The following is a 16,517-nucleotide window of genomic DNA, read 5'->3' on the forward strand; positions in this document are numbered from 1 at the left end:
GGGCGACCGTTGAACTCGTCATCGAGAACCTTCTTGGCCGCGGGCAGCTCGCTGTAGTCGACGGTCCCGACGACCTCCGCGCCGGCGAGCGGGTCGGCTTGCTCGATGTGGAATTCGCGGTCGTCGAGCAGCCATGGGTGGCGGGCTCCGACGATCTCGCGGGCGGTGGTGGCGATGTGGGAGACCACCATCGGCGCGAGCCCGGCCTGCACGACCGCGTGCCAGGTCTCCGGCTGGTGATGCTGTCGAGCCGGATCGCCTCCTCAGGCGCCATCTCGATGCGTTCCATGACCACTCTGGTGTTGTCCAGCACCGCACCCAGATTCACCGCGACGGTGTCTGCGTCTTCGATCCTGTCGACGTCGTCGTACGGGTCAACGAACCGCGCCACGTCCTCATCCAGCTGGATGTCGTTGTCCTTGCCTTCCAACCAGTCTCGGAAACCCACATCAACCCCCTGTGCTCGTAGTGGCCCTGCGGATCCGAGTATGTCCGGCCGGTCCGACAGGTCAGAGCGCTTCAGGTGGTTCCGGTGTTTGTGTCAGAGCAGAACCGCATACTGCCTTGAGGTGTCGATGTCAAAGGGATGGCGGCGCAACAACTTCCAAGACAGGGTGAACATACTCATGTTCCAGGACACCGCGACGTTCCCGTGGTTGATGTTGTTCTCCAACGCTCCACAGCTGGGTGACTGCGACTCGGAATGGCTCGTGGAGGTCTTCGCTGTCGTCCTGGGATGGCAGGACCCAGACTGCCGGGACGGGGTGGTCGGGGTGGGTGAGGGTGGTCTCGTCGGCGAGGAAGGACAACTGCTCCGCCTGGTTGCTTCGCCGTCAGTGCCTCGGGACTCAGGTCCTCGAACTCCGGTTCGTTCACCAGGGTCACGTAGGCCATGAAAACCATCTTTCCTGGGCGTCAGGGTCGCTCGGACCAGCGACCACCACGCGCGGTCGTCGCCGAACCAGGTGCGGACAAGTCGGGCCGAGTCAGGCGGGAGTCCACGGTCGTACGTGGACTCCCGCCTGACTCGGTTCGGTAGTGCGGCGATGTGTCCGTCGAACGCACGGTCATGCCGCGTACCTGACTCACTGCGGGAACTGGCTGATCCGGGTGTTCTGGAAGGTGGTGAACAGCCAGGTTCCTATGTGGCGCACCGCGACTCGGGTTTGGACGGACCGGGCATCGGGTGGCGCGGTCGCGCCCGGGGGCATGGGGCGATCGCCCACGGTGATCAGCACCGCGACATTCGGTGCCGGGAAGCGCAGCGTGGTGGTTTCGGGTTCGGCCATGCGGGTGCCCCTCATGAACCCGTCGAAGCCCTCCTGCATGACGGTGGCGAGTTCGGTCCGGCCCTGGATGCGTTCCCCGATTACCGATACGAAATCAGCGTCGGGGGTGAACGTGGCGGCGAAGGCGGTGCCGTCACCTGCGGCCCAGGCGTCCATCTGCGCGCGCAGCAGGGCGAGGATGGCGGTTTCGTCAGTCACGGCGTCACCGGTCCCCGGCGACGCAGGCCCGCAAACTCGAGGGCGGCGAAACTCGCGACGAACGTTGCGCCCGCGAGCAGGAAGACCCGGCCCCAATTCGTCAGCGGAATCAGGTTGATGACAGCGAGCTCGACCATGAGCACCGCCGACAGCGCGTTGACCGCGACGACGACGGCAGCCAGGCGAGACGGTAGCCGCGGGTGGCGCGCGATGAGCAGCAGTGCCGCGCCGCCGCCCAGCATGCCGACGCCGAAAGGGACCGACCAGGAGGTCGGCAATCCGAGCGGCTCGCGCAATAACGGGGCAGTGGCCAGCAGAAAGGTGCCGAAGACGCTGGTGCTCCAGCCGTCTACCCGCAACGCGGTGCGCAGGCCGAGGCCGGATTCAAAGGTGGTCATCGTGGTCATGACGTCGACGTTGCCAGCGGCCGGTCATCGTCTCAATGACCTCCGAGGTCATGGCACCCGGTCGCGCCGGACCGATAGCGTGGCCGAGTGACGCGTTCGATGCAGGAATCCCCCGTCGGCACACTGCTGAGAGATTGGCGGCAGCGGCGGCGGCTGAGTCAGCTGGAGCTGGCGCTGGCCGCCGACAGTTCGGCACGGCATCTGTCCTGCGTCGAGACCGGGAAGGCCCAGCCCAGCCGGGCCATGGTGCTCAAACTCTGTGATGTCCTGGAAGTTCCGCTGCGCGAACGCAATACGGTGTTGCTCGCGGGTGGATTCGCTCCGGAGTATCGAGAGAGCAGCCTGGACGACGCCCATCTCGCCGCTGCCCGGGGCGCGCTGGAAACCATGCTGACCGCGCACGAACCCTATCCGGCGGTCGCGGTGGACCGGTACTGGAATGTCGTTGCCACCAATCGCGCGATGGGCCTGTTCTCAAACGAGGTCGACGAGCAGCTGATGGAACGGCCCAACGTCTACCGCCTGGCCCTGCACCCCGGCCCGCCCGATGCCGCCACACACATGATCAACCACGGTCAGGTCCGGGAACTCCTGCTCGAACGGCTGCTCCAGCAGGTGCGGGCGACAGGCGACCCGATTCTGCGCGCGCTGTACGACGAGGTCTCGCAGTACCCGGTCCCGGCGCACACCGAACCCGATCCCGGTGCGCCGACGCCATTCGCGGTGCCGCTGCGCATCGCCACCCCGGTGGGCGAGCTACGCATGTTCAGCACCATGGTCACCTTCGGGGCACCCTCGGATGTCACGCTCGCGGAATTGGCCATCGAATTGTTCTATCCGATGGACGAATTCACTGCGGACACGCTGCGCAAGCTCTTCACCGCAGGTGCCGGAACCCGCCCCTGACCGCTCGCACCGGGGTGGAGTCCGCCAGGTGCGGGAGGCTCGAATCATGAGCCCGCGCTGGACGCCTCGGCGCGCATGGATCAAACACGTGGCTAACGCACGCTCATGCCGCTTTGAGCGCGTGCCTCCGATGTAGCCATCACGGGCGTTTGTTCGGGGGTAGGGGCTCATCCGACAGAAATCCGGCGGTAGGCGCTCGTTCATCAAGCGGCGCTGAGCAGTTGGTGATTTCATGTCGCAGTGATCGGTGAAGGCGGTGGCTACGGCCGGTTCGGAACGTTGTCACGGGAGGACTTGGAGCGGTTCTGCTATCTGGACGACGAAGATCGCAAGCTGACCGCCGCCCGACGGCGCTCCGACACTCGGCTGGGTTTCGCGGTACAGCTGGTCACCGTGCGGAATTTGGGCATGTTTCTGGCCGATCCGCTCGACGTTCCGGTGGAGTTGATCGAGTACCTGGCCGAGCAGCTCGACATCGAAGATCCGTCGTGCGTGAAGCGCTACACAGAGCGTGACAAGACCAAGCTCGAGCACGCCTGGGAGATCCAGCAAAAGCACGGGATCTCGTCGTTCGCCGAGGTGCAGGCTGATCTGGTGGGGTGGATCGCGGATCAGGCGTGGATGACCGGCGACGGGCCGAAGGCGATCTTGGTCGGCGCGGTCGAGTGGTTGCGTGAACGCAACGCACTATTGCCGGGCATCACCACGTTGGATGCGCTGATCGCTGAGGGCCGCACGGCGGCCGAGAGGCGGCTGTGGGAGCTGATCGCCTCTCTGATCGGCCCGGGCGTCGCGGCGGCGCTGGTGCGGTTGCTGGACATCCCGCAGGACGCCAAACATCAGGTCAGCGAGTTGGAGCGGTTACGCAAGGGCATGTTGGGCGTCGTGGAAGGGAATGGTCAAGGCCCTGCGCCGGTTGGAGGACATCCAGGCTGTCGGGATCGGCGCTGTGGACTTCGGTGTTGTTCCGCCGAGGCGGTTGACCGGGTTGGCGACCTATGGGCTGGCGGGCAATGCATGGGCGTTGCGGCGGCTGAAGCCGCGCGAGAAGCAGATCGCGGTGCTGGCCGCCACTACGAAGGTGATGTTGGCGCGGGCGGTCGACGACGTGTTGCAGGTCTTCGACCTGCTCATGACCAGCGAGTTGTTGGGCAAGGCCGAGCGGCAGTCCAAGGAGGAAAAGCTGGCCCGCTATCCGCGGGTGTCACGCAACGCCGGCAAGCTCGCTTCTGCGGTCAAGGTGTTGTTGGAAATGGTCGAGGTCAACCAGGACATTGGTCTCGGCGTGGTGTGGGACATGATCGAGAAGACCGTCACGCGATCCGAGCTGCGCCATGCGGTCGCCGCGATCGACGAACTGGTCCCGGCCGGCGACGCTGAACTGGAAGGTCAACGCCTCGACGAGCTGGCGGGGAAGCTGAACACGGTCAAGCCGTTCCTGCCGTTGAAGATGGAGAAGGTGGCCTTCGGCGCCACGCCCGACGGGGCGGCCGTGCTGGCGGCGATGAAGACCCTGGCCAAGTTGCTGGTCGCGCGGCCGACCGCGAAGCTGCCCGCGAAACTGCTCGACGCCCGCAAGGTTGATCTCGACCTGGTCGGCGGGGCGTGGTCGCGGTTGGTCTACACACCCGGCCGTCCGGAGGGCACGGTCGACAAGGCCGCGTACACGATGTGTGTGCTGGAGCAGTTCCACCGGCATCTCAAGCACCGCAGCATCTTCGCCGCCGACTCGCAGCGGTGGCGCGACCCGCGGGCGCACCTATTGGCGGACGAAAGGTGGGAGTCCGCGCGGGAACCGGGTATGAACGCGTTGAGTTTGCCGGCGGACCCGAGCGGGTTCCTGGCTGAGCGGGCCGTCGAGGTCGACGCCGCCTACCGGGAGCTGGTGACACGGCTTGGTGAGGACGGCCCGGCCCGCATCGACGACGAGGGCAAGCTGCATGTCGCGGCGCTGGAAGCCAAGTCCGAGCCAGCGTCGCTGGTTGATCTGCGGCGTCGGGTGGAGGCGATGATCCCGGAGGTGGACCTGCCGGAGTTGGTGATGGAGGTGATGAGCTGGCAGCCGCAGTTGGTCGAGTCGTTCACCCACGTTTCCGGCAAGTCGGCCCGCGTCGCCGACCTCGGCCTGTCGGTGGCGGCCGTGCTGTGCGGGCAAGCCATGAACGTCGGGTTCAAACCGGTCAGCACTCCTGGTGTCCCGGCGTTGACCAGGGATCGGCTGGTGCATGTCGATCAGTGCTACATCCGCGCCGAAACGTTGACCGCCGCGAACACGGTGCTCGTGGAGGCGCAGGCGGCGGTCGAGTTGGCGCAGGTATGGGGCGGCGGGTTGGTCGCCTCCATCGACGGGATACGGTTCGTGGTGCCGGTGCGTACCCACCACGCCCGCCCCAACCGCAAATATTTCGCTCGCAAGGCTGGGGCGACCTGGTTGAACATGCTCAACGACCAATCAGCCGGGCTGGCGGCCAAGGTCTATTCCGGCACGCCTCGCGATTCGATCAACATGGTCGACGTGGTCATGTCGCAGAGCGGCGGTCGCGTCCCGGAGGTCGTCATCACCGACGCCGGTTCATACAGTGACATTGTCTTCGGACTGCTGCACATGCTCGGTTTCCAGTACCGGCCGAAGCTGGCGAACCTGCCCGATCAGCGGTTGTGGCGCTTCGATGTTCGCGCGGACTACGGCCCGTTGGACAAAGCGGCACGAGGGGTCATCGACACGACGAAGATAGCTGCGCACTGGGACGACATGTGCCGGATCGCGGTGTCGATCAACACAGGCGAGGTGTCCGCGCACGACGTCACCAGGATGATCTCCCGCGACGGGCGGCCGACGGCGCTGGGCGAGGCCGTCGCGCACTACGGGCGGATCTACAAGACGCTGCATATTCTGCGCCTGGCTGACGACGAACCGTACCGGCGCGAGGGAAACGTCAGGCCAACCTCACCGAAGGGCGCCACGACCTGGCCCGCGACGTCTACCACGGCAAGAAGGGCGAGATGCACCAGGCGTACTACGAGGGCATGGAAGACCAGCTCTCGACGCTGGGCCTGGTGCTCAATTGCGTCGTGTTGTGGAACACGGTGTACCTCGACCATGCCGTCAAGGTGCTACGCGAGCAGGGCTATTCGGTACTCGACGCCGACGTGGCGCGGCTCTCGGCGTTCATCCGCGCCCACATCGGCATCGACGGGCACTACAGCTTTCACCTTCCCGACCTCGGCGGCAGCCACCGCCGGCTGCGCGACCCCGATGCTGGCGCCGGGGAACTGTGGTAACAGCCATTGTCGCTGAGCAGATCACGGCGTAGGACCAGCTGATGGGGCGCTGGTGGCCGCCCTGATCGCGGCGGTACCGCCGATTGCCGGTATCGCCGCGATAGGGGCGGTCGTGCATCTGCCGACTACCGCTCATCGAGGAGGGCCGGGACCTGTCCTCGATGAGCGGCGTCCTGGCCGACAGTTCCTATCGTGTGCCGCCGGCCTGACGGCCCGGCCTCACTTCAGGTGCCGGGCGAAGAACCGGTTCCCGTCGTCTCCCGCGTGCTGCGGGACGCCGGTGTGCCCGCCCATATTGGCGTGCAGCGTCTTCTCCTTGGAGCCGAAGGCGTCGAACAGGTCCAGCGCCATTTGCCGGTCGTTTCCTTCGTCGTCCCATTGCAGCAGGACATGCAGCGGAATGGTGACTTGGCGGGCCTCCTCGACGATGGTGCGGGGCACGAAACTCCCGGCGAACAGAACGGCGGCCGAAATGCGCGGCTCGACCACCGCCAGCCGGGTGCCGATGGCGATCACCCCTCCCGAATACCCGACCGGGCCGCCGATCTCCGGCAGCGCAAGCAGGGCGTCCAGGGCGGCCCGCCATTCCGGGACCGCCTTGTCGACCAGCGGGAGGATGAGCCGGTCGACGATCTCGTCGTCGACCGGCTCGCCGGCCTCCAGCGCCCGGTGCAGGTCGGCGCGGGCCTGCTCGGCGGCGGCCGAACGGGGCCGCTCGCCGCTCCAGGGGAGCTCGATGGTGGCTGCGGCGTATCCCTCCGCCGCGGTGTGCCGGGCCCGGGCCAGCAGTCGCGGGTACATCTTCTGCAGGCCAAGCGGAGGATGGCCGAGCAGGATCAGCGGCACCGGTGTGGATGCGGATGCGGGCGTCCAGAGGATGCCGGGGATCTCGGCGAGGGTGAATTCGCGTTCGAGGACGTCGTCGAGGCGTTGTTCGGAAGTGAATTGCATGGTCGTGCCTTTCGGGAATGCTGTTGAACGGCGCTCCCGGACGACCTATCGCCCGACCATGACCCCAGAGGGGAGCACCCATGTCGATACTGCGTTCACGGGTACCACCTCCTCGTTCTCTTGCACGGCCTCCGGAAAAGTAGCAGTGGTCGCCGTGGTCCGGCAACGGGTTTTTGCGCCAGGCTCCGTGGTCGGCACCGCAGCAGCAGGTGTGCCTGCCGCGCCTGTCACGTCGACAACCTACTTTCGAACTCCGACACTCATCGGCGCAGCCGCGCGGCGGGGTCGGTCTCGGCACACCACCGTGCCAGCGCCTCGGCCGACGGACGGACGTACTTCCCGAGGCTGCGCACCGAGACGTGCCCGGACATCTTCATCAGCATCGGGGTGGACGCGCCGTCCTCGGCGGCGTGCGTCAACGCCGAATGCCGGAGTTGGTGCAGCGTGAACGGCCCGCCGGCCACCGCGGCGGTGGCCTCGTCGAACAACTCGGCCGCGCGCCGATACGACAACCGGGCCCGTCCGGTTCCGAGATCGACATCGGCCAGGGCGACCGACGGTTTCGCCTTGCGGTCGCTGAGGAACAGTGGACCGGCGTGGTGGCCGGCCAGCATCCGGGGCAGCAGCCGCGCGGTGCCCGTCTGCCACACGACCACGTCGCGCGCCCCGCCCTTGCGGATCACCACCGCGCGTCGGTTGGCGGTGTCCAGATCCGGCACATTCAGCATCAGCACTTCCTCGGCGCGCGCGGCGGTCTCGTACAGCATCTGCCACAACACCCGTTCCCGCAGGGCCGCGTCCAGACCGAGCACCGCGTCGACCTGGGCGCGGGTCAGGGCGCGGGACTCGTCGCGCGGCACCGAGCGGGCCACCAGCCGCACCAACGGATCACCGCCCAGCCACTGCTGTTCCCGCCAGTACGCGCACGCCGCGCGCCACGCCGCCAGGCGGACGTTGAACGTCTGCGGCGACGCCTTGCCCCACACGAAGGTGAACCATCCCGCGACCCGGTCCGGGTCCAGCCGCGCGGTGCTGGAGTCCGCGCCGAAGTCCTTGCACAGCCGGTTCAACGCGACCGCGTAGCCGCGGCGGGTGTTCGCCGGACCGATCCCAATTATCTGCGGTAACTCGCTACCGCCGGATTTCTGCCCGATGCGCCCCTACCCCCCAATGACACAGCGCACGATGTCCGCGTACCTACGGCTGCGCGTGATTTCGGCCACGCCGGATTCCGACGTGGGCCAGCGCATCGGAACCGCGTTTCAGCTCAGCGCCCGTAGCACCCAGGTGTGCACTATAGCCAGGCGCTAGGTGGCGCGGGTGAGGGCGACGTAAAGATCGTTGAGATTACAGGGATTCGTCCAGGATGCCCTGTGATTCGACCGGGATTACGCGTCGAAACCCGGGCGCTTCACCTCTGTCACGGTCAGCACGCGCACCGGGCCGAGAGCCCAAATAGCGACGGCACCAGTGGGCTGCGGCCCGTCGCCTTCATCGACTGGGATCTGGAACTGGGTCCTTGGCATCCCCGATCGGTACAGTGAACTGGGCATTCGCCTCGCTGCCCAGATCGGACGGCGCTTGTCGGCCGATCTGGGCAGGCGGTGATCGGCGGTCTACCGGCGTGCCTCAGGGCAGTGGGAGTCCCACGCGGCGGGTAGATCATCGGATAATACCGGTGCGCCGAGGATCGTGTCGTCAAGGTCAAAAGCGTCCAGCAGTGCGGGCAGGTTGTCGGCGAGGCTGTTGATCGCGTGGTGGAGCTGCTGCTTCGTAGCGTTGGCAGCGGTAGCGTCGACCAGACCATGGGTGAGATACCATGCGGCGTGCTGGTCGAGATAGTGCAGGGCGAAAACGTCACGTACCGCGGCAATCTCGGTGTGTTGGGAATGTTTGTCGAGCAGGTCCAAGGCATACTTGGCGCAATGAGCCTCGGCGAGGCTGAGCGCGTCCGGAATGACTGCCAACCGATCCGCGAGCGCGGGAGTGGACAGATGCGGCTGTGCCTCTTGCGCGATCATCAGAACCCGGGCGCTGAGCAAGCGTGCGCGGTCGTGGGGGTCGGTGGGGTCGTGTAGTACGGGTTCTGGTGGCGGGGTGCCGGCGAGTTGTTTAGCCAGTATTCGGCCGGCGACCGAACCGAGGACGTCGCAGTCGCCCTCACCGGTGATGGCGGCATGGCAGACGCCGAGGTAGTCGGCGACCCGGTTGGCGCTGAACATGCCTTGTGCACCCATTTTTATCCGGCAGTGAGTGATCGTGTCCAGTGCATGCAGCTGAATGAAGTGCTTGGCCAACATCACTGTGACGACGGTGTCGGGGTCGGTCAGGTCGCTGCCGGCAAGGAATGTCTTGATCGCGTTGCCGTAGACGGTGCGGGCCACAGTGCCTGCGAGGTCGGTGAGCAGGGTGTCTCGCACATGTGGAATGTCGAGCATGAGCGGTCGGTCGATGCTTGTCATCGGCACTTCCCGGCCGGCGGCGTAGCGCAAGGCGATGTAGAGCGCGGCGCGGGCCGCAGAGTTCAGGCATGACGACAGCGCCATCCGCCCGACGGTCAGCTGGCTGGTGACCGATGGGAATGCCCGCTGCCGACTGTTCTCGTCGCTCCAGGTCAGCACACCGTTGTCATCGATGGTGGCCAGGCCATTGCTCAGCCAGGCGTTGCGCTCGAGCCGGAGGTTGTGGAAGCTGATGACCGCGTTGTCCATGATGACCAGCGGCTGACGGCCGAGCTGGATGATTGTCACGCCGGGGCATGGATCGCCGTTGGCATCGCGCAGCCGCGCCGTGAACAGGTGCACGCCATGATCGGTGCCCGCCCCGTCGATGAGCCGCGCGGCGATGACGCAGACCCGTGAAACCGGGATGCCGACGCTGGGCATGAATTTCCGCGCCCGCGAATGCGGGGTGTTGAGCACAAACCCGTCACCGTCCCAGGTCGCGGTGGTCTGCATGAATCCGATATTGGAACCGCACCCGTACTCGGTCAGCAGCATGTTCCCGATGCTGGAACCGTCATCCAGGTCCTGCAGATACGGCGCCGCAGAGTCGGGGTCGGTCAGGGTGGCCAGACTGCCCGAGGCCAAATTGTAGTGTCCGGAGATCAGCGGAACCAGGTCCGTCGCGAGCACTGCCGACCAGTCGAACACGGCGAACAGGCTGGGTAGATCGGTCGCGACAGCGCTCGAGGTGCCGAGCTCGCCAACCAGGTAGCGCAACTGCTTGTACGCGTTGAGGCGCCGCTGCTCTTGGCTCTGCTTCTCCGTGATGACGAAGTCCGGGTTGGTCAGAGCCTTCTGCAAATGCTGATGAATCTCCGGGCTACCGTGCCGAAGCAGATCGGTCAGCGATATGCCCTCTTTTGTCTGCCTCTTTCGGAGCAGGCCGAAAAGTACAGCATCCAGCTTGCCCCGCAGCCCATTCCGCGCATCCTCCGCAAGTGTCATCCCCACAGTTGCACTCTCGCTTGAATTCATAGCCACTTGCGTCAACCTTCCACTCCGTGATCCGTGCGTTCCGCTCGGCTACGCACGCGATCACTCAGCCCACAACACCACCAGGTCAGCAAACTCGTCATAGTCGGCGAGAACACGAAACACAGTGTCCCACAGCATGTTGACTCGCTGTATGGGTTTGTGGCGGCCGTCCTGTGGCTGGCGCCCGAGCGTTTTGGAGTACGCCTACCGCACCTGGGGCTTCGACAAGGGGCAGGCAAACGCACGCACACCGTGCCTAGTCGGATGACGAGCTGCGCGCCTGATCTCCAGCGGAGCACGACACCAATGAGTCCCGTTTTCGTGCGGATTCCGGCGTGCCGCCGGGTCGGTCTCGACGCGCCGCCGCGACAGGGCCGCCGTCGACGGCCGGGCGTACGGGCCAAGCCGCGCACCGACGAGTGGCCCGACGTCGTCATCAGCATTGGCGTCGTTTGAAGCAGGCCGTCCAGCTTCCTCCGATCACACCGTCATTGACGGCCTGCAGGAGTAGCGGAGGGATTGCTCCAGGTGGCACGGACAACGCCCGACTGGCAGTTCTATGAATCGGACGTCTTCATCATGTCCAGTATTCTGGGTTGCCATTGGTAAAACCAACTAAATTTGTAGGACTCTCCATGGGGCGACGAGGTGGCGGAATAGGTGAATCGACGGTCGGTCGTACTGAACGGAACTTTGTCGACGAGTTGCTCGAAGCGCGGGTCGATCCGGACCGGGAGCGTTGTGGGGTCCGGTGTTATCACGGGGAAACAGAGGCGCTCGATCCGAGGAGATTCCCAGCTGATGGTGGCGTAAATATCGAATGCTTTCTCGGTGAGCGAGAGGAATTGATCGCTCGGGTCCGGAAGCCCGGCTTCTCGGTGCAGCGACACGATGGCACGGGGCTCGAAGGACTCGGCTGGCAGTCCGGGGAAGTACACGTTCATCGTCTTGTCGTGGTAGTCGATGCCGAGCAAGCCGACTTTGTCCTCCAAGCCGTGACGAGCGAACATGCGGGCGTGGTCGGCGAGACCGGGCGGCATGGACGGGAGTGTGGCAAGCTCCGATACCTTTTGCACGCCATCGGCAGGAAAGAACAGCCAGATCTTTTTGAAGCCGCCGACTACACCGATGTCGATCCCGTAGCTGTCGATGGGGCACTGTTTCCGGACCTGGTCCAGCAGAGTGCCAACCGGGTGATCGGTCTCGGGAATCAGTTTGTTCGAAAGGGCGATGTGGTAAGGATCGGCGTCTCTCGGCAGCGTCAAAAAACGGTAGTCCAGGTCTCCCGAGCGACGGGCGTCGGTGACCACTCTGAAAGAGATCACGGAATGCGTGAGCATCGTGCCGTACGCGGTCAGGGTGGGCCAGACAGTGTCTCGCACGCAGGGGACGTTCAATAGCCGCGCGGAATTCTCAATGGCAGCATAGAGATCGTCCAGCTCGGATTCGGTGGTGGTGACCATGCGTCCTTCCAGAGATGAGTGCTACGAACAACATCGCGGTCTCGCCAACCCGGTCGGCCAGACAGCACGTCAGGTCCGGCAGAGTCGAATGCGCAACGCGGACAGCACTCTACGCTGCGACGTAGCTGTTGGCTTTCAGTCGACTGGCTTGGAGCGTGGGAGTCGTATCTCGATGTTGTGCCGATAGATCGCGCCGGTCATGCGGCGTCGATGGCCACGGCACCCCGGCGGATGCCCGTGACGGCGCGGGCGGCGGTCTGGGCGTAGACCAGCGCGAACACCCCCGCAGCAACGGAGCTAGCGCCTTCGGAGTCGCCGACCGTCGCATCGCTGTCACCGGTGGCTCGCAACATCGAGAAGAGGTCGTGACTCGCAGCATGATTCGCGGCCCCCGGGTCGTTACGAGGGCGCCTGGCCGACCTGTTCATGAACCGCTCGATCTGGTCGTCGACGCGGCAAACGTCATTGCCATGGGCGCCGATCTACCGACCTCCGGAACCGAAATCATCGATCTGCGGGGCCGGATCATCATTCCGGGTTTGGTCGATGCCCATCTGCACATGTGGCAGACCGGTCTGCGGTCCGTCGGGGCGGATTGGACGCTGCTCGGCTACATCATGAACGTGCACGGCAGCGTGACCGGCCACTTCACGGCCGAGGACGTGGGGATCGGCATCGAGACCGGGATGTTGAGCCAGATCGATTGTGGGAGACGACAATCGGCGACTGGTGCAACAACAATTCCGCTCTCGAGCACACCACGTGGCGGTCGACGGGTTGCGGCGGTCCGGTATTCGCGCGATGTTCTTACACGGCACCGCCAAACGTCCGGCGCATGTGCCGCACTCGCGATCCGAGGTCGGACGGCTTCTCGACGGCCCGTTCGCGGAACGGGGCGGGTTGCTGACCCTCGGTATTGCCGTCCTCGGACCCCGCTACTGCGACCCCGACGTCGCGATCGCCGATTTCCGGCTCGCCGCCGAATACGGCACGGTACTCCGTTACACCGACGAACTCGAGTCGCCGGACGCCGACAAGAACAGGTTCGAGTACGCAGGAATGTCCGCGATGTCGTTGCGCACGTTCGCGGAGCGGAGTACGCCCGCCTTGCGGAGGATGGCGACGAGACGCTCAGCCTCGTCCCATTCGATACCTGCCTCGGTCGAGAGGGCCGCAATGGCCCGGCCGTCGAAGTCCGTGTTTTCACTCATGGTGTTGATCCTCCTCGGTGATGGGTGGAGCCCGAGCCGCCGCCACAGCTCATCGAACGGCGTGAACCTCCAAGAGCCCCCTCGCCAACAGCTGCAGGCTCTCCGAACGTCGAGTACTCGGCGTGCAGGTTGTCATGTCGCCGCGCCCTGGCCTGCTCGAACAGGTGCCGAGTACATGCGCCCCGGCGACACCCTGGCGGTGCGGTCCCCCGGCTCGGCCGAGCCCTCCAGAACCTTATCGCGATCGGCGCCGGACTCCGCAAGCGCGGCATCGGATTCTGCTCCCTGCACGAGGCACTCGACACCACCCAGGCTGGCTTAGGAAAGCACGAAACCCGCGCCGTGGCGCGGGTTTCTGGCTTGTCGGCTCCTAGATGGCGCGGACGCTCTGGGCCTGTGGGCCCTTCTGGCCCTGGCCGATCTCGAACTCGACACGCTGTCCCTCGTCGAGGGACTTGAAGCCGGAGCCGGAAATCTCGGAGTAATGGACGAAAACGTCGGGACCGCCCTCATCTTGCGCGATGAACCCGAAGCCCTTTTCGCCGTTGAACCACTTCACACTGCCTTGCGACATACTTTTGTTTTACTTCCTGTTGCGAGCCGAGTGATCACTTCAACAACCCGTGCTCGCCACACAGCATGCCACACTTCCCCGTGTCAGGCGGAAACGACACGGTCAATCGTGCCGCCGAGGCCGCCGCGCTCAGTCCCGCAGCCCGTGTTCGGCGTTGAGTTCGCGGGCTTCGGACAGCTGGTCTTCGAGGACGATGATCCGGCACGCCGCGTCCAGAGGGGTGCCTTGATCAACGAGTTCACGGGCACGCGCGGCCAGACGCAACTGGTGACGGGAGTAGCGGCGATGCCCGCCCGGTGATCGTTGTGGGGTGATCAGTTTTGCCTCATCGAGGCTGCGCAGGAACGCTTGGGTCGTGCCCAGCATGTCCGCGGCCCGCCCCATCGTGTACGCGGGGTAATCGTCATCATCGAACTTCTCATTCGCGGTCGTGTGTTCAGGAATCGTTGTGCCTCCATGTGACGAGTGCCCCGGTGCCGTACGGCACCGGGGCACTGAGGGGAATTACTACCAATCTTCCGACATGTCACCGACAATTCGGTCGTCGCTCCACCATGCGTACTTGTGGGCGACGTGACGGCAGGCAACTCCTCCCTTCTCTCCAACTGCGCTACTTCATCTTTCATGCATTCGGCGACCTAGAACCGGCAGACCTCGCGGTTCCGCGTTCACGACCGCCGTTTCAGCTTCACGGGCAGTTCGTCATCTCCCGTGCCATCCAGACTTCTTACTCTTCTGACTCGATAGAAGCTACCTCAGTCTTCGCTCAATGTCTACTGTGGCTACGACAGATTTTCGTGTCGGTAGAACGCGGGAACCCGCCTAGCAGTACGCGTGGGGTGTCCAGGTAAGGAAACAGTCCTTCCGCCGGTTCAGCGACGATGTAGTGGTGGTCCCCTGTGCGGTGATGGGCGATGAGAGTGCCGTCGAGGTCGGTGCCCAATCGCAGATCTTCGCGCGCGCCGATTCCCAGAAGCGTTGCCGCAGGATGCCGTGACGGCGCGTCTGTCGTGTGGTGGGTGGTCTCATCGGATCTGGATATGTTCCGCGCCAACGGGTGTGTTCATCGAGTGCAGCAGTGATCGGGGGAACATGGTGCTGGCCAGCCCACCGGCGAGGGTGAGGATCATCAGCGCGGTCACCCGATCGGCACCCATCAATGGGTCGACGCCGCGAACGCCGGCGGATACAACACCGCCCCCGTCAGGGGGCCCGCCACCCGGGCCGCCGTAAAACACCTCAGATTCGGTGCGACCGCGACTACTGGCAGTGCCACCACCGCGACGACTGAACCCGCGGTCATCACCAGCCGCGGCGCGATCCGGTCCAGTATCCGCCCGACCGGGATACCGATGAGCGCGGTCGCGAGCTGGTCGACCGAGAGCGCCGCGGTGATCACCGGCGCCGACCATCCGGTGTCGCGGATGATCGACACCGACGACACCGGAAACGCGTAATATGAGATCCCCCAACTAGAGGTCTGGGTCAGGCACAGCGCCGCCAGCACCCGGCGGCGCCGCACCCGGGGCAATCCGATCGCGCGGGCGCGGTATCGACATCGCTCACTCCAGGGCCTGAGCCCTACCGGGCGGCCGGCGCGCAGCACGCGCCCCCGGTCCCCGGCTCGGGCTCGGTTTCGCCGCGGCCGTCGGTGCCACAGCAGGCCTGTACCGCCTGCCTGTCACTCATCCCAGTCAGATCTGGGGCGGTGCCGAAGTGGTCGGTATCTGCCAGCACGGTGTAGACCTCCCACCGCTCCGCGTTGGGGCCGGTGACCCATACCTTGTCCTGGGTCGCGAAGCAACACGTCGTTGCGATCTGCTCCTCGGTGAACAAACCGGCCTGCGACAACCGGGCGATCTCGGCATGCACCTTTTCCGACGAATCCACCTCTACCCCGAGGTGGTTCACGCTGCCGCCGTGGCCCGGGTTCTCGATGAGCACCAGCTTCAACGGCGGCTCGACTACCGCGAAATTCGCATATCCCGGCTTGCGCTTTGCCGGCTCCACGCCGAACAGGGTCGAGTAGAACCCGATCGCCTGCTCCAGATCATCGACATTGAGAGCGAGCTGAACACGAGACATCATGACCTCCACTTGTGTGACATATATCGAATAGCTGACAGATACGAGTGTGCCACCTTTTCGACATATGTCAATTCTCCAGGTAGGATCGGGTTCATGCCAAAAGCACTGCCCGTCATCGATATGTCCACCCCTGTCTGCTGCGCACCAGTGGCCGCCGGACCGGTCGACGACGACGCGGCACTGCATGTTGCGCTGCGCCTGAAAGCGCTCGCCGACCCGGTTCGGGTGAAGCTGATGTCACTGCTGCTGGCAAGTCCGGACAGCGGCGAAAACGGAGGTGATCTCGCCGCCGTCGTCGGACTATCCGAATCCACGGTCAGCCACCACCTCGCCCAACTCCGCAAAGCAGGGCTGGTCAGCTCCGAACGCCACGGCATGAACGTCATCCACCGTGCCCACCGTGACGCACTCGCGGCACTCTGTGTCGTTCTCGACCCCAACTGCTGCCGCTGAACCTGCATCCATATCTCGACACCCGAACCGGCCGTCAGGTTATCGCCTGTTCGTCAGGATGAGGTGTGGCGGCAGTGGCGGCCCCTTGCTTAGGTCGAGGTCGTCGGCCGCGGGCCAGCTGTTCGGCAGATGCAGATCGTTTAGCGACGGCGAGTCGGGCTCGGCGGAGAGCTAGGGCGCGCTCACCTACTGTCCGACATTGCAGCGTGAAACCGG

General features: G+C 65.1%; 16 protein-coding genes and 2 pseudogenes. 4 read left to right on the forward strand and 14 right to left on the reverse strand.

What is annotated here, in order from left to right:
* The 3 genes from AB0H00_RS11125 to AB0H00_RS11135 form a co-directional block, all read right to left on the reverse strand.
* The coding region (locus AB0H00_RS11125; protein ID WP_357264413.1) for a hypothetical protein at positions 1 to 191 on the reverse strand (191 nt) is incomplete at its 3' end.
* A gap of 894 nt (positions 192 to 1,085) precedes the next feature.
* A complete protein-coding gene (locus AB0H00_RS11130) occupies positions 1,086 to 1,487 on the reverse strand; it encodes an SgcJ/EcaC family oxidoreductase (protein WP_357264416.1) in 402 nt (133 codons plus the stop codon).
* The gene (locus AB0H00_RS11135; protein WP_357264419.1) at positions 1,484 to 1,894 is read right to left on the reverse strand and encodes a hypothetical protein; all 411 of its coding nucleotides are present in this window, start codon (positions 1,892 to 1,894) and stop codon (positions 1,484 to 1,486) included. Before AB0H00_RS11135 ends, AB0H00_RS11130 begins: the two co-directional genes overlap by 4 nt.
* Before the next feature lie 87 nt (positions 1,895 to 1,981).
* Here AB0H00_RS11135 and AB0H00_RS11140 point away from each other — a divergent pair, with 87 nt between their 5' ends.
* Together AB0H00_RS11140 and AB0H00_RS11145 are read left to right on the forward strand one after the other, a co-directional pair.
* Positions 1,982 to 2,800, forward strand: a complete 819-nt coding sequence (locus AB0H00_RS11140; protein ID WP_357264422.1) for a helix-turn-helix transcriptional regulator — start codon at positions 1,982 to 1,984, stop codon at positions 2,798 to 2,800.
* Between the two features lie 240 nt (positions 2,801 to 3,040).
* A pseudogene (locus tag AB0H00_RS11145) lies at positions 3,041 to 3,469 on the forward strand (DUF4158 domain-containing protein); the annotation flags it as partial.
* Here the strand turns inward: AB0H00_RS11145 and AB0H00_RS11150 are convergent.
* Positions 3,412 to 3,621, reverse strand: coding sequence for a hypothetical protein (locus AB0H00_RS11150; protein WP_357265106.1), 210 nt, complete (start codon positions 3,619 to 3,621; stop codon positions 3,412 to 3,414). The pseudogene AB0H00_RS11145 and the gene AB0H00_RS11150 overlap by 58 nt on opposite strands.
* Before the next feature lie 74 nt (positions 3,622 to 3,695).
* Between AB0H00_RS11150 and AB0H00_RS11155 the strand changes: the two are divergent.
* Positions 3,696 to 6,082, forward strand: a pseudogene (locus tag AB0H00_RS11155) (Tn3 family transposase).
* Positions 6,083 to 6,301: 219 nt separating this feature from the next.
* Here the strand turns inward: AB0H00_RS11155 and AB0H00_RS11160 are convergent.
* The 10 genes from AB0H00_RS11160 to AB0H00_RS11205 form a co-directional block, all read right to left on the reverse strand.
* Positions 6,302 to 7,033 carry an alpha/beta hydrolase gene (locus AB0H00_RS11160; RefSeq protein WP_357264425.1) on the reverse strand — a complete coding sequence of 244 codons (732 nt, stop codon included), beginning with the start codon at positions 7,031 to 7,033 and terminating at the stop codon, positions 6,302 to 6,304.
* A 260-nt stretch (positions 7,034 to 7,293) separates the two neighbouring features.
* On the reverse strand, positions 7,294 to 8,103 hold the full coding sequence (locus tag AB0H00_RS11165; RefSeq protein WP_357264427.1) for a site-specific integrase: 810 nt from the start codon (positions 8,101 to 8,103) through the stop codon (positions 7,294 to 7,296).
* A 546-nt stretch (positions 8,104 to 8,649) separates the two neighbouring features.
* The gene (locus AB0H00_RS11170) at positions 8,650 to 10,482 is read right to left on the reverse strand and encodes an acyl-CoA dehydrogenase (RefSeq protein WP_357265073.1); all 1,833 of its coding nucleotides are present in this window, start codon (positions 10,480 to 10,482) and stop codon (positions 8,650 to 8,652) included.
* Positions 10,483 to 11,069: 587 nt separating this feature from the next.
* Positions 11,070 to 11,975 carry an aromatic prenyltransferase gene (locus tag AB0H00_RS11175; RefSeq protein ID WP_357264430.1) on the reverse strand — a complete coding sequence of 302 codons (906 nt, stop codon included), beginning with the start codon at positions 11,973 to 11,975 and terminating at the stop codon, positions 11,070 to 11,072.
* A gap of 197 nt (positions 11,976 to 12,172) precedes the next feature.
* Positions 12,173 to 12,328 carry a hypothetical protein gene (locus AB0H00_RS11180; protein ID WP_357264433.1) on the reverse strand — a complete coding sequence of 52 codons (156 nt, stop codon included), beginning with the start codon at positions 12,326 to 12,328 and terminating at the stop codon, positions 12,173 to 12,175.
* A 648-nt stretch (positions 12,329 to 12,976) separates the two neighbouring features.
* A complete protein-coding gene (locus tag AB0H00_RS11185) occupies positions 12,977 to 13,186 on the reverse strand; it encodes a hypothetical protein (RefSeq protein WP_357264436.1) in 210 nt (69 codons plus the stop codon).
* A gap of 370 nt (positions 13,187 to 13,556) precedes the next feature.
* Positions 13,557 to 13,760, reverse strand: a complete 204-nt coding sequence (locus AB0H00_RS11190; RefSeq protein ID WP_357264439.1) for a cold-shock protein — start codon at positions 13,758 to 13,760, stop codon at positions 13,557 to 13,559.
* A gap of 129 nt (positions 13,761 to 13,889) precedes the next feature.
* On the reverse strand, positions 13,890 to 14,144 hold the full coding sequence (locus tag AB0H00_RS11195) for a MerR family transcriptional regulator (RefSeq protein ID WP_357264442.1): 255 nt from the start codon (positions 14,142 to 14,144) through the stop codon (positions 13,890 to 13,892).
* Positions 14,145 to 14,916: 772 nt separating this feature from the next.
* Positions 14,917 to 15,282, reverse strand: coding sequence for an MFS transporter (locus tag AB0H00_RS11200; RefSeq protein WP_357264445.1), 366 nt, complete (start codon positions 15,280 to 15,282; stop codon positions 14,917 to 14,919).
* Between the two features lie 59 nt (positions 15,283 to 15,341).
* On the reverse strand, positions 15,342 to 15,845 hold the full coding sequence (locus tag AB0H00_RS11205) for an ArsI/CadI family heavy metal resistance metalloenzyme (protein ID WP_357265075.1): 504 nt from the start codon (positions 15,843 to 15,845) through the stop codon (positions 15,342 to 15,344).
* 96 nt (positions 15,846 to 15,941) lie between these two features.
* Between AB0H00_RS11205 and AB0H00_RS11210 the strand changes: the two genes are divergently transcribed.
* Positions 15,942 to 16,301, forward strand: a complete 360-nt coding sequence (locus AB0H00_RS11210) for an Rv2640c family ArsR-like transcriptional regulator (protein WP_357264448.1) — start codon at positions 15,942 to 15,944, stop codon at positions 16,299 to 16,301.
* The last annotated feature ends 216 nt before the right edge of the window (positions 16,302 to 16,517 follow it).

The organism is Nocardia sp. NPDC023852 (assembly GCF_040639505.1).
Lineage (GTDB): Bacteria > Actinomycetota > Actinomycetes > Mycobacteriales > Mycobacteriaceae > Nocardia.

Bases quoted from the DNA above. Each gene is read 5' to 3' on its own strand.
- AB0H00_RS11190 (WP_357264439.1), bottom strand. From the start codon at position 13,760: ATGTCGCAAGGCAGTGTGAAGTGGTTCAACGGCGAAAAGGGCTTCGGG.
- AB0H00_RS11205 (WP_357265075.1), bottom strand. From the start codon at position 15,845: ATGTCTCGTGTTCAGCTCGCTCTCAATGTCGATGATCTGGAGCAGGCG.
- AB0H00_RS11195 (WP_357264442.1), bottom strand. From the start codon at position 14,144: ATGGGGCGGGCCGCGGACATGCTGGGCACGACCCAAGCGTTCCTGCGC.
- AB0H00_RS11175 (WP_357264430.1), bottom strand. From the start codon at position 11,975: ATGGTCACCACCACCGAATCCGAGCTGGACGATCTCTATGCTGCCATT.
- AB0H00_RS11180 (WP_357264433.1), bottom strand. From the start codon at position 12,328: ATGTTGCGAGCCACCGGTGACAGCGATGCGACGGTCGGCGACTCCGAA.
- AB0H00_RS11150 (WP_357265106.1), bottom strand. From the start codon at position 3,621: ATGTCCAGCAACCGCACCAGCGCCGCCGCGACGCCCGGGCCGATCAGA.
- AB0H00_RS11210 (WP_357264448.1), top strand. From the start codon at position 15,942: ATGCCAAAAGCACTGCCCGTCATCGATATGTCCACCCCTGTCTGCTGC.
- AB0H00_RS11160 (WP_357264425.1), bottom strand. From the start codon at position 7,033: ATGCAATTCACTTCCGAACAACGCCTCGACGACGTCCTCGAACGCGAA.
- AB0H00_RS11170 (WP_357265073.1), bottom strand. From the start codon at position 10,482: ATGACACTTGCGGAGGATGCGCGGAATGGGCTGCGGGGCAAGCTGGAT.
- AB0H00_RS11135 (WP_357264419.1), bottom strand. From the start codon at position 1,894: ATGACCACGATGACCACCTTTGAATCCGGCCTCGGCCTGCGCACCGCG.
- AB0H00_RS11185 (WP_357264436.1), bottom strand. From the start codon at position 13,186: ATGAGTGAAAACACGGACTTCGACGGCCGGGCCATTGCGGCCCTCTCG.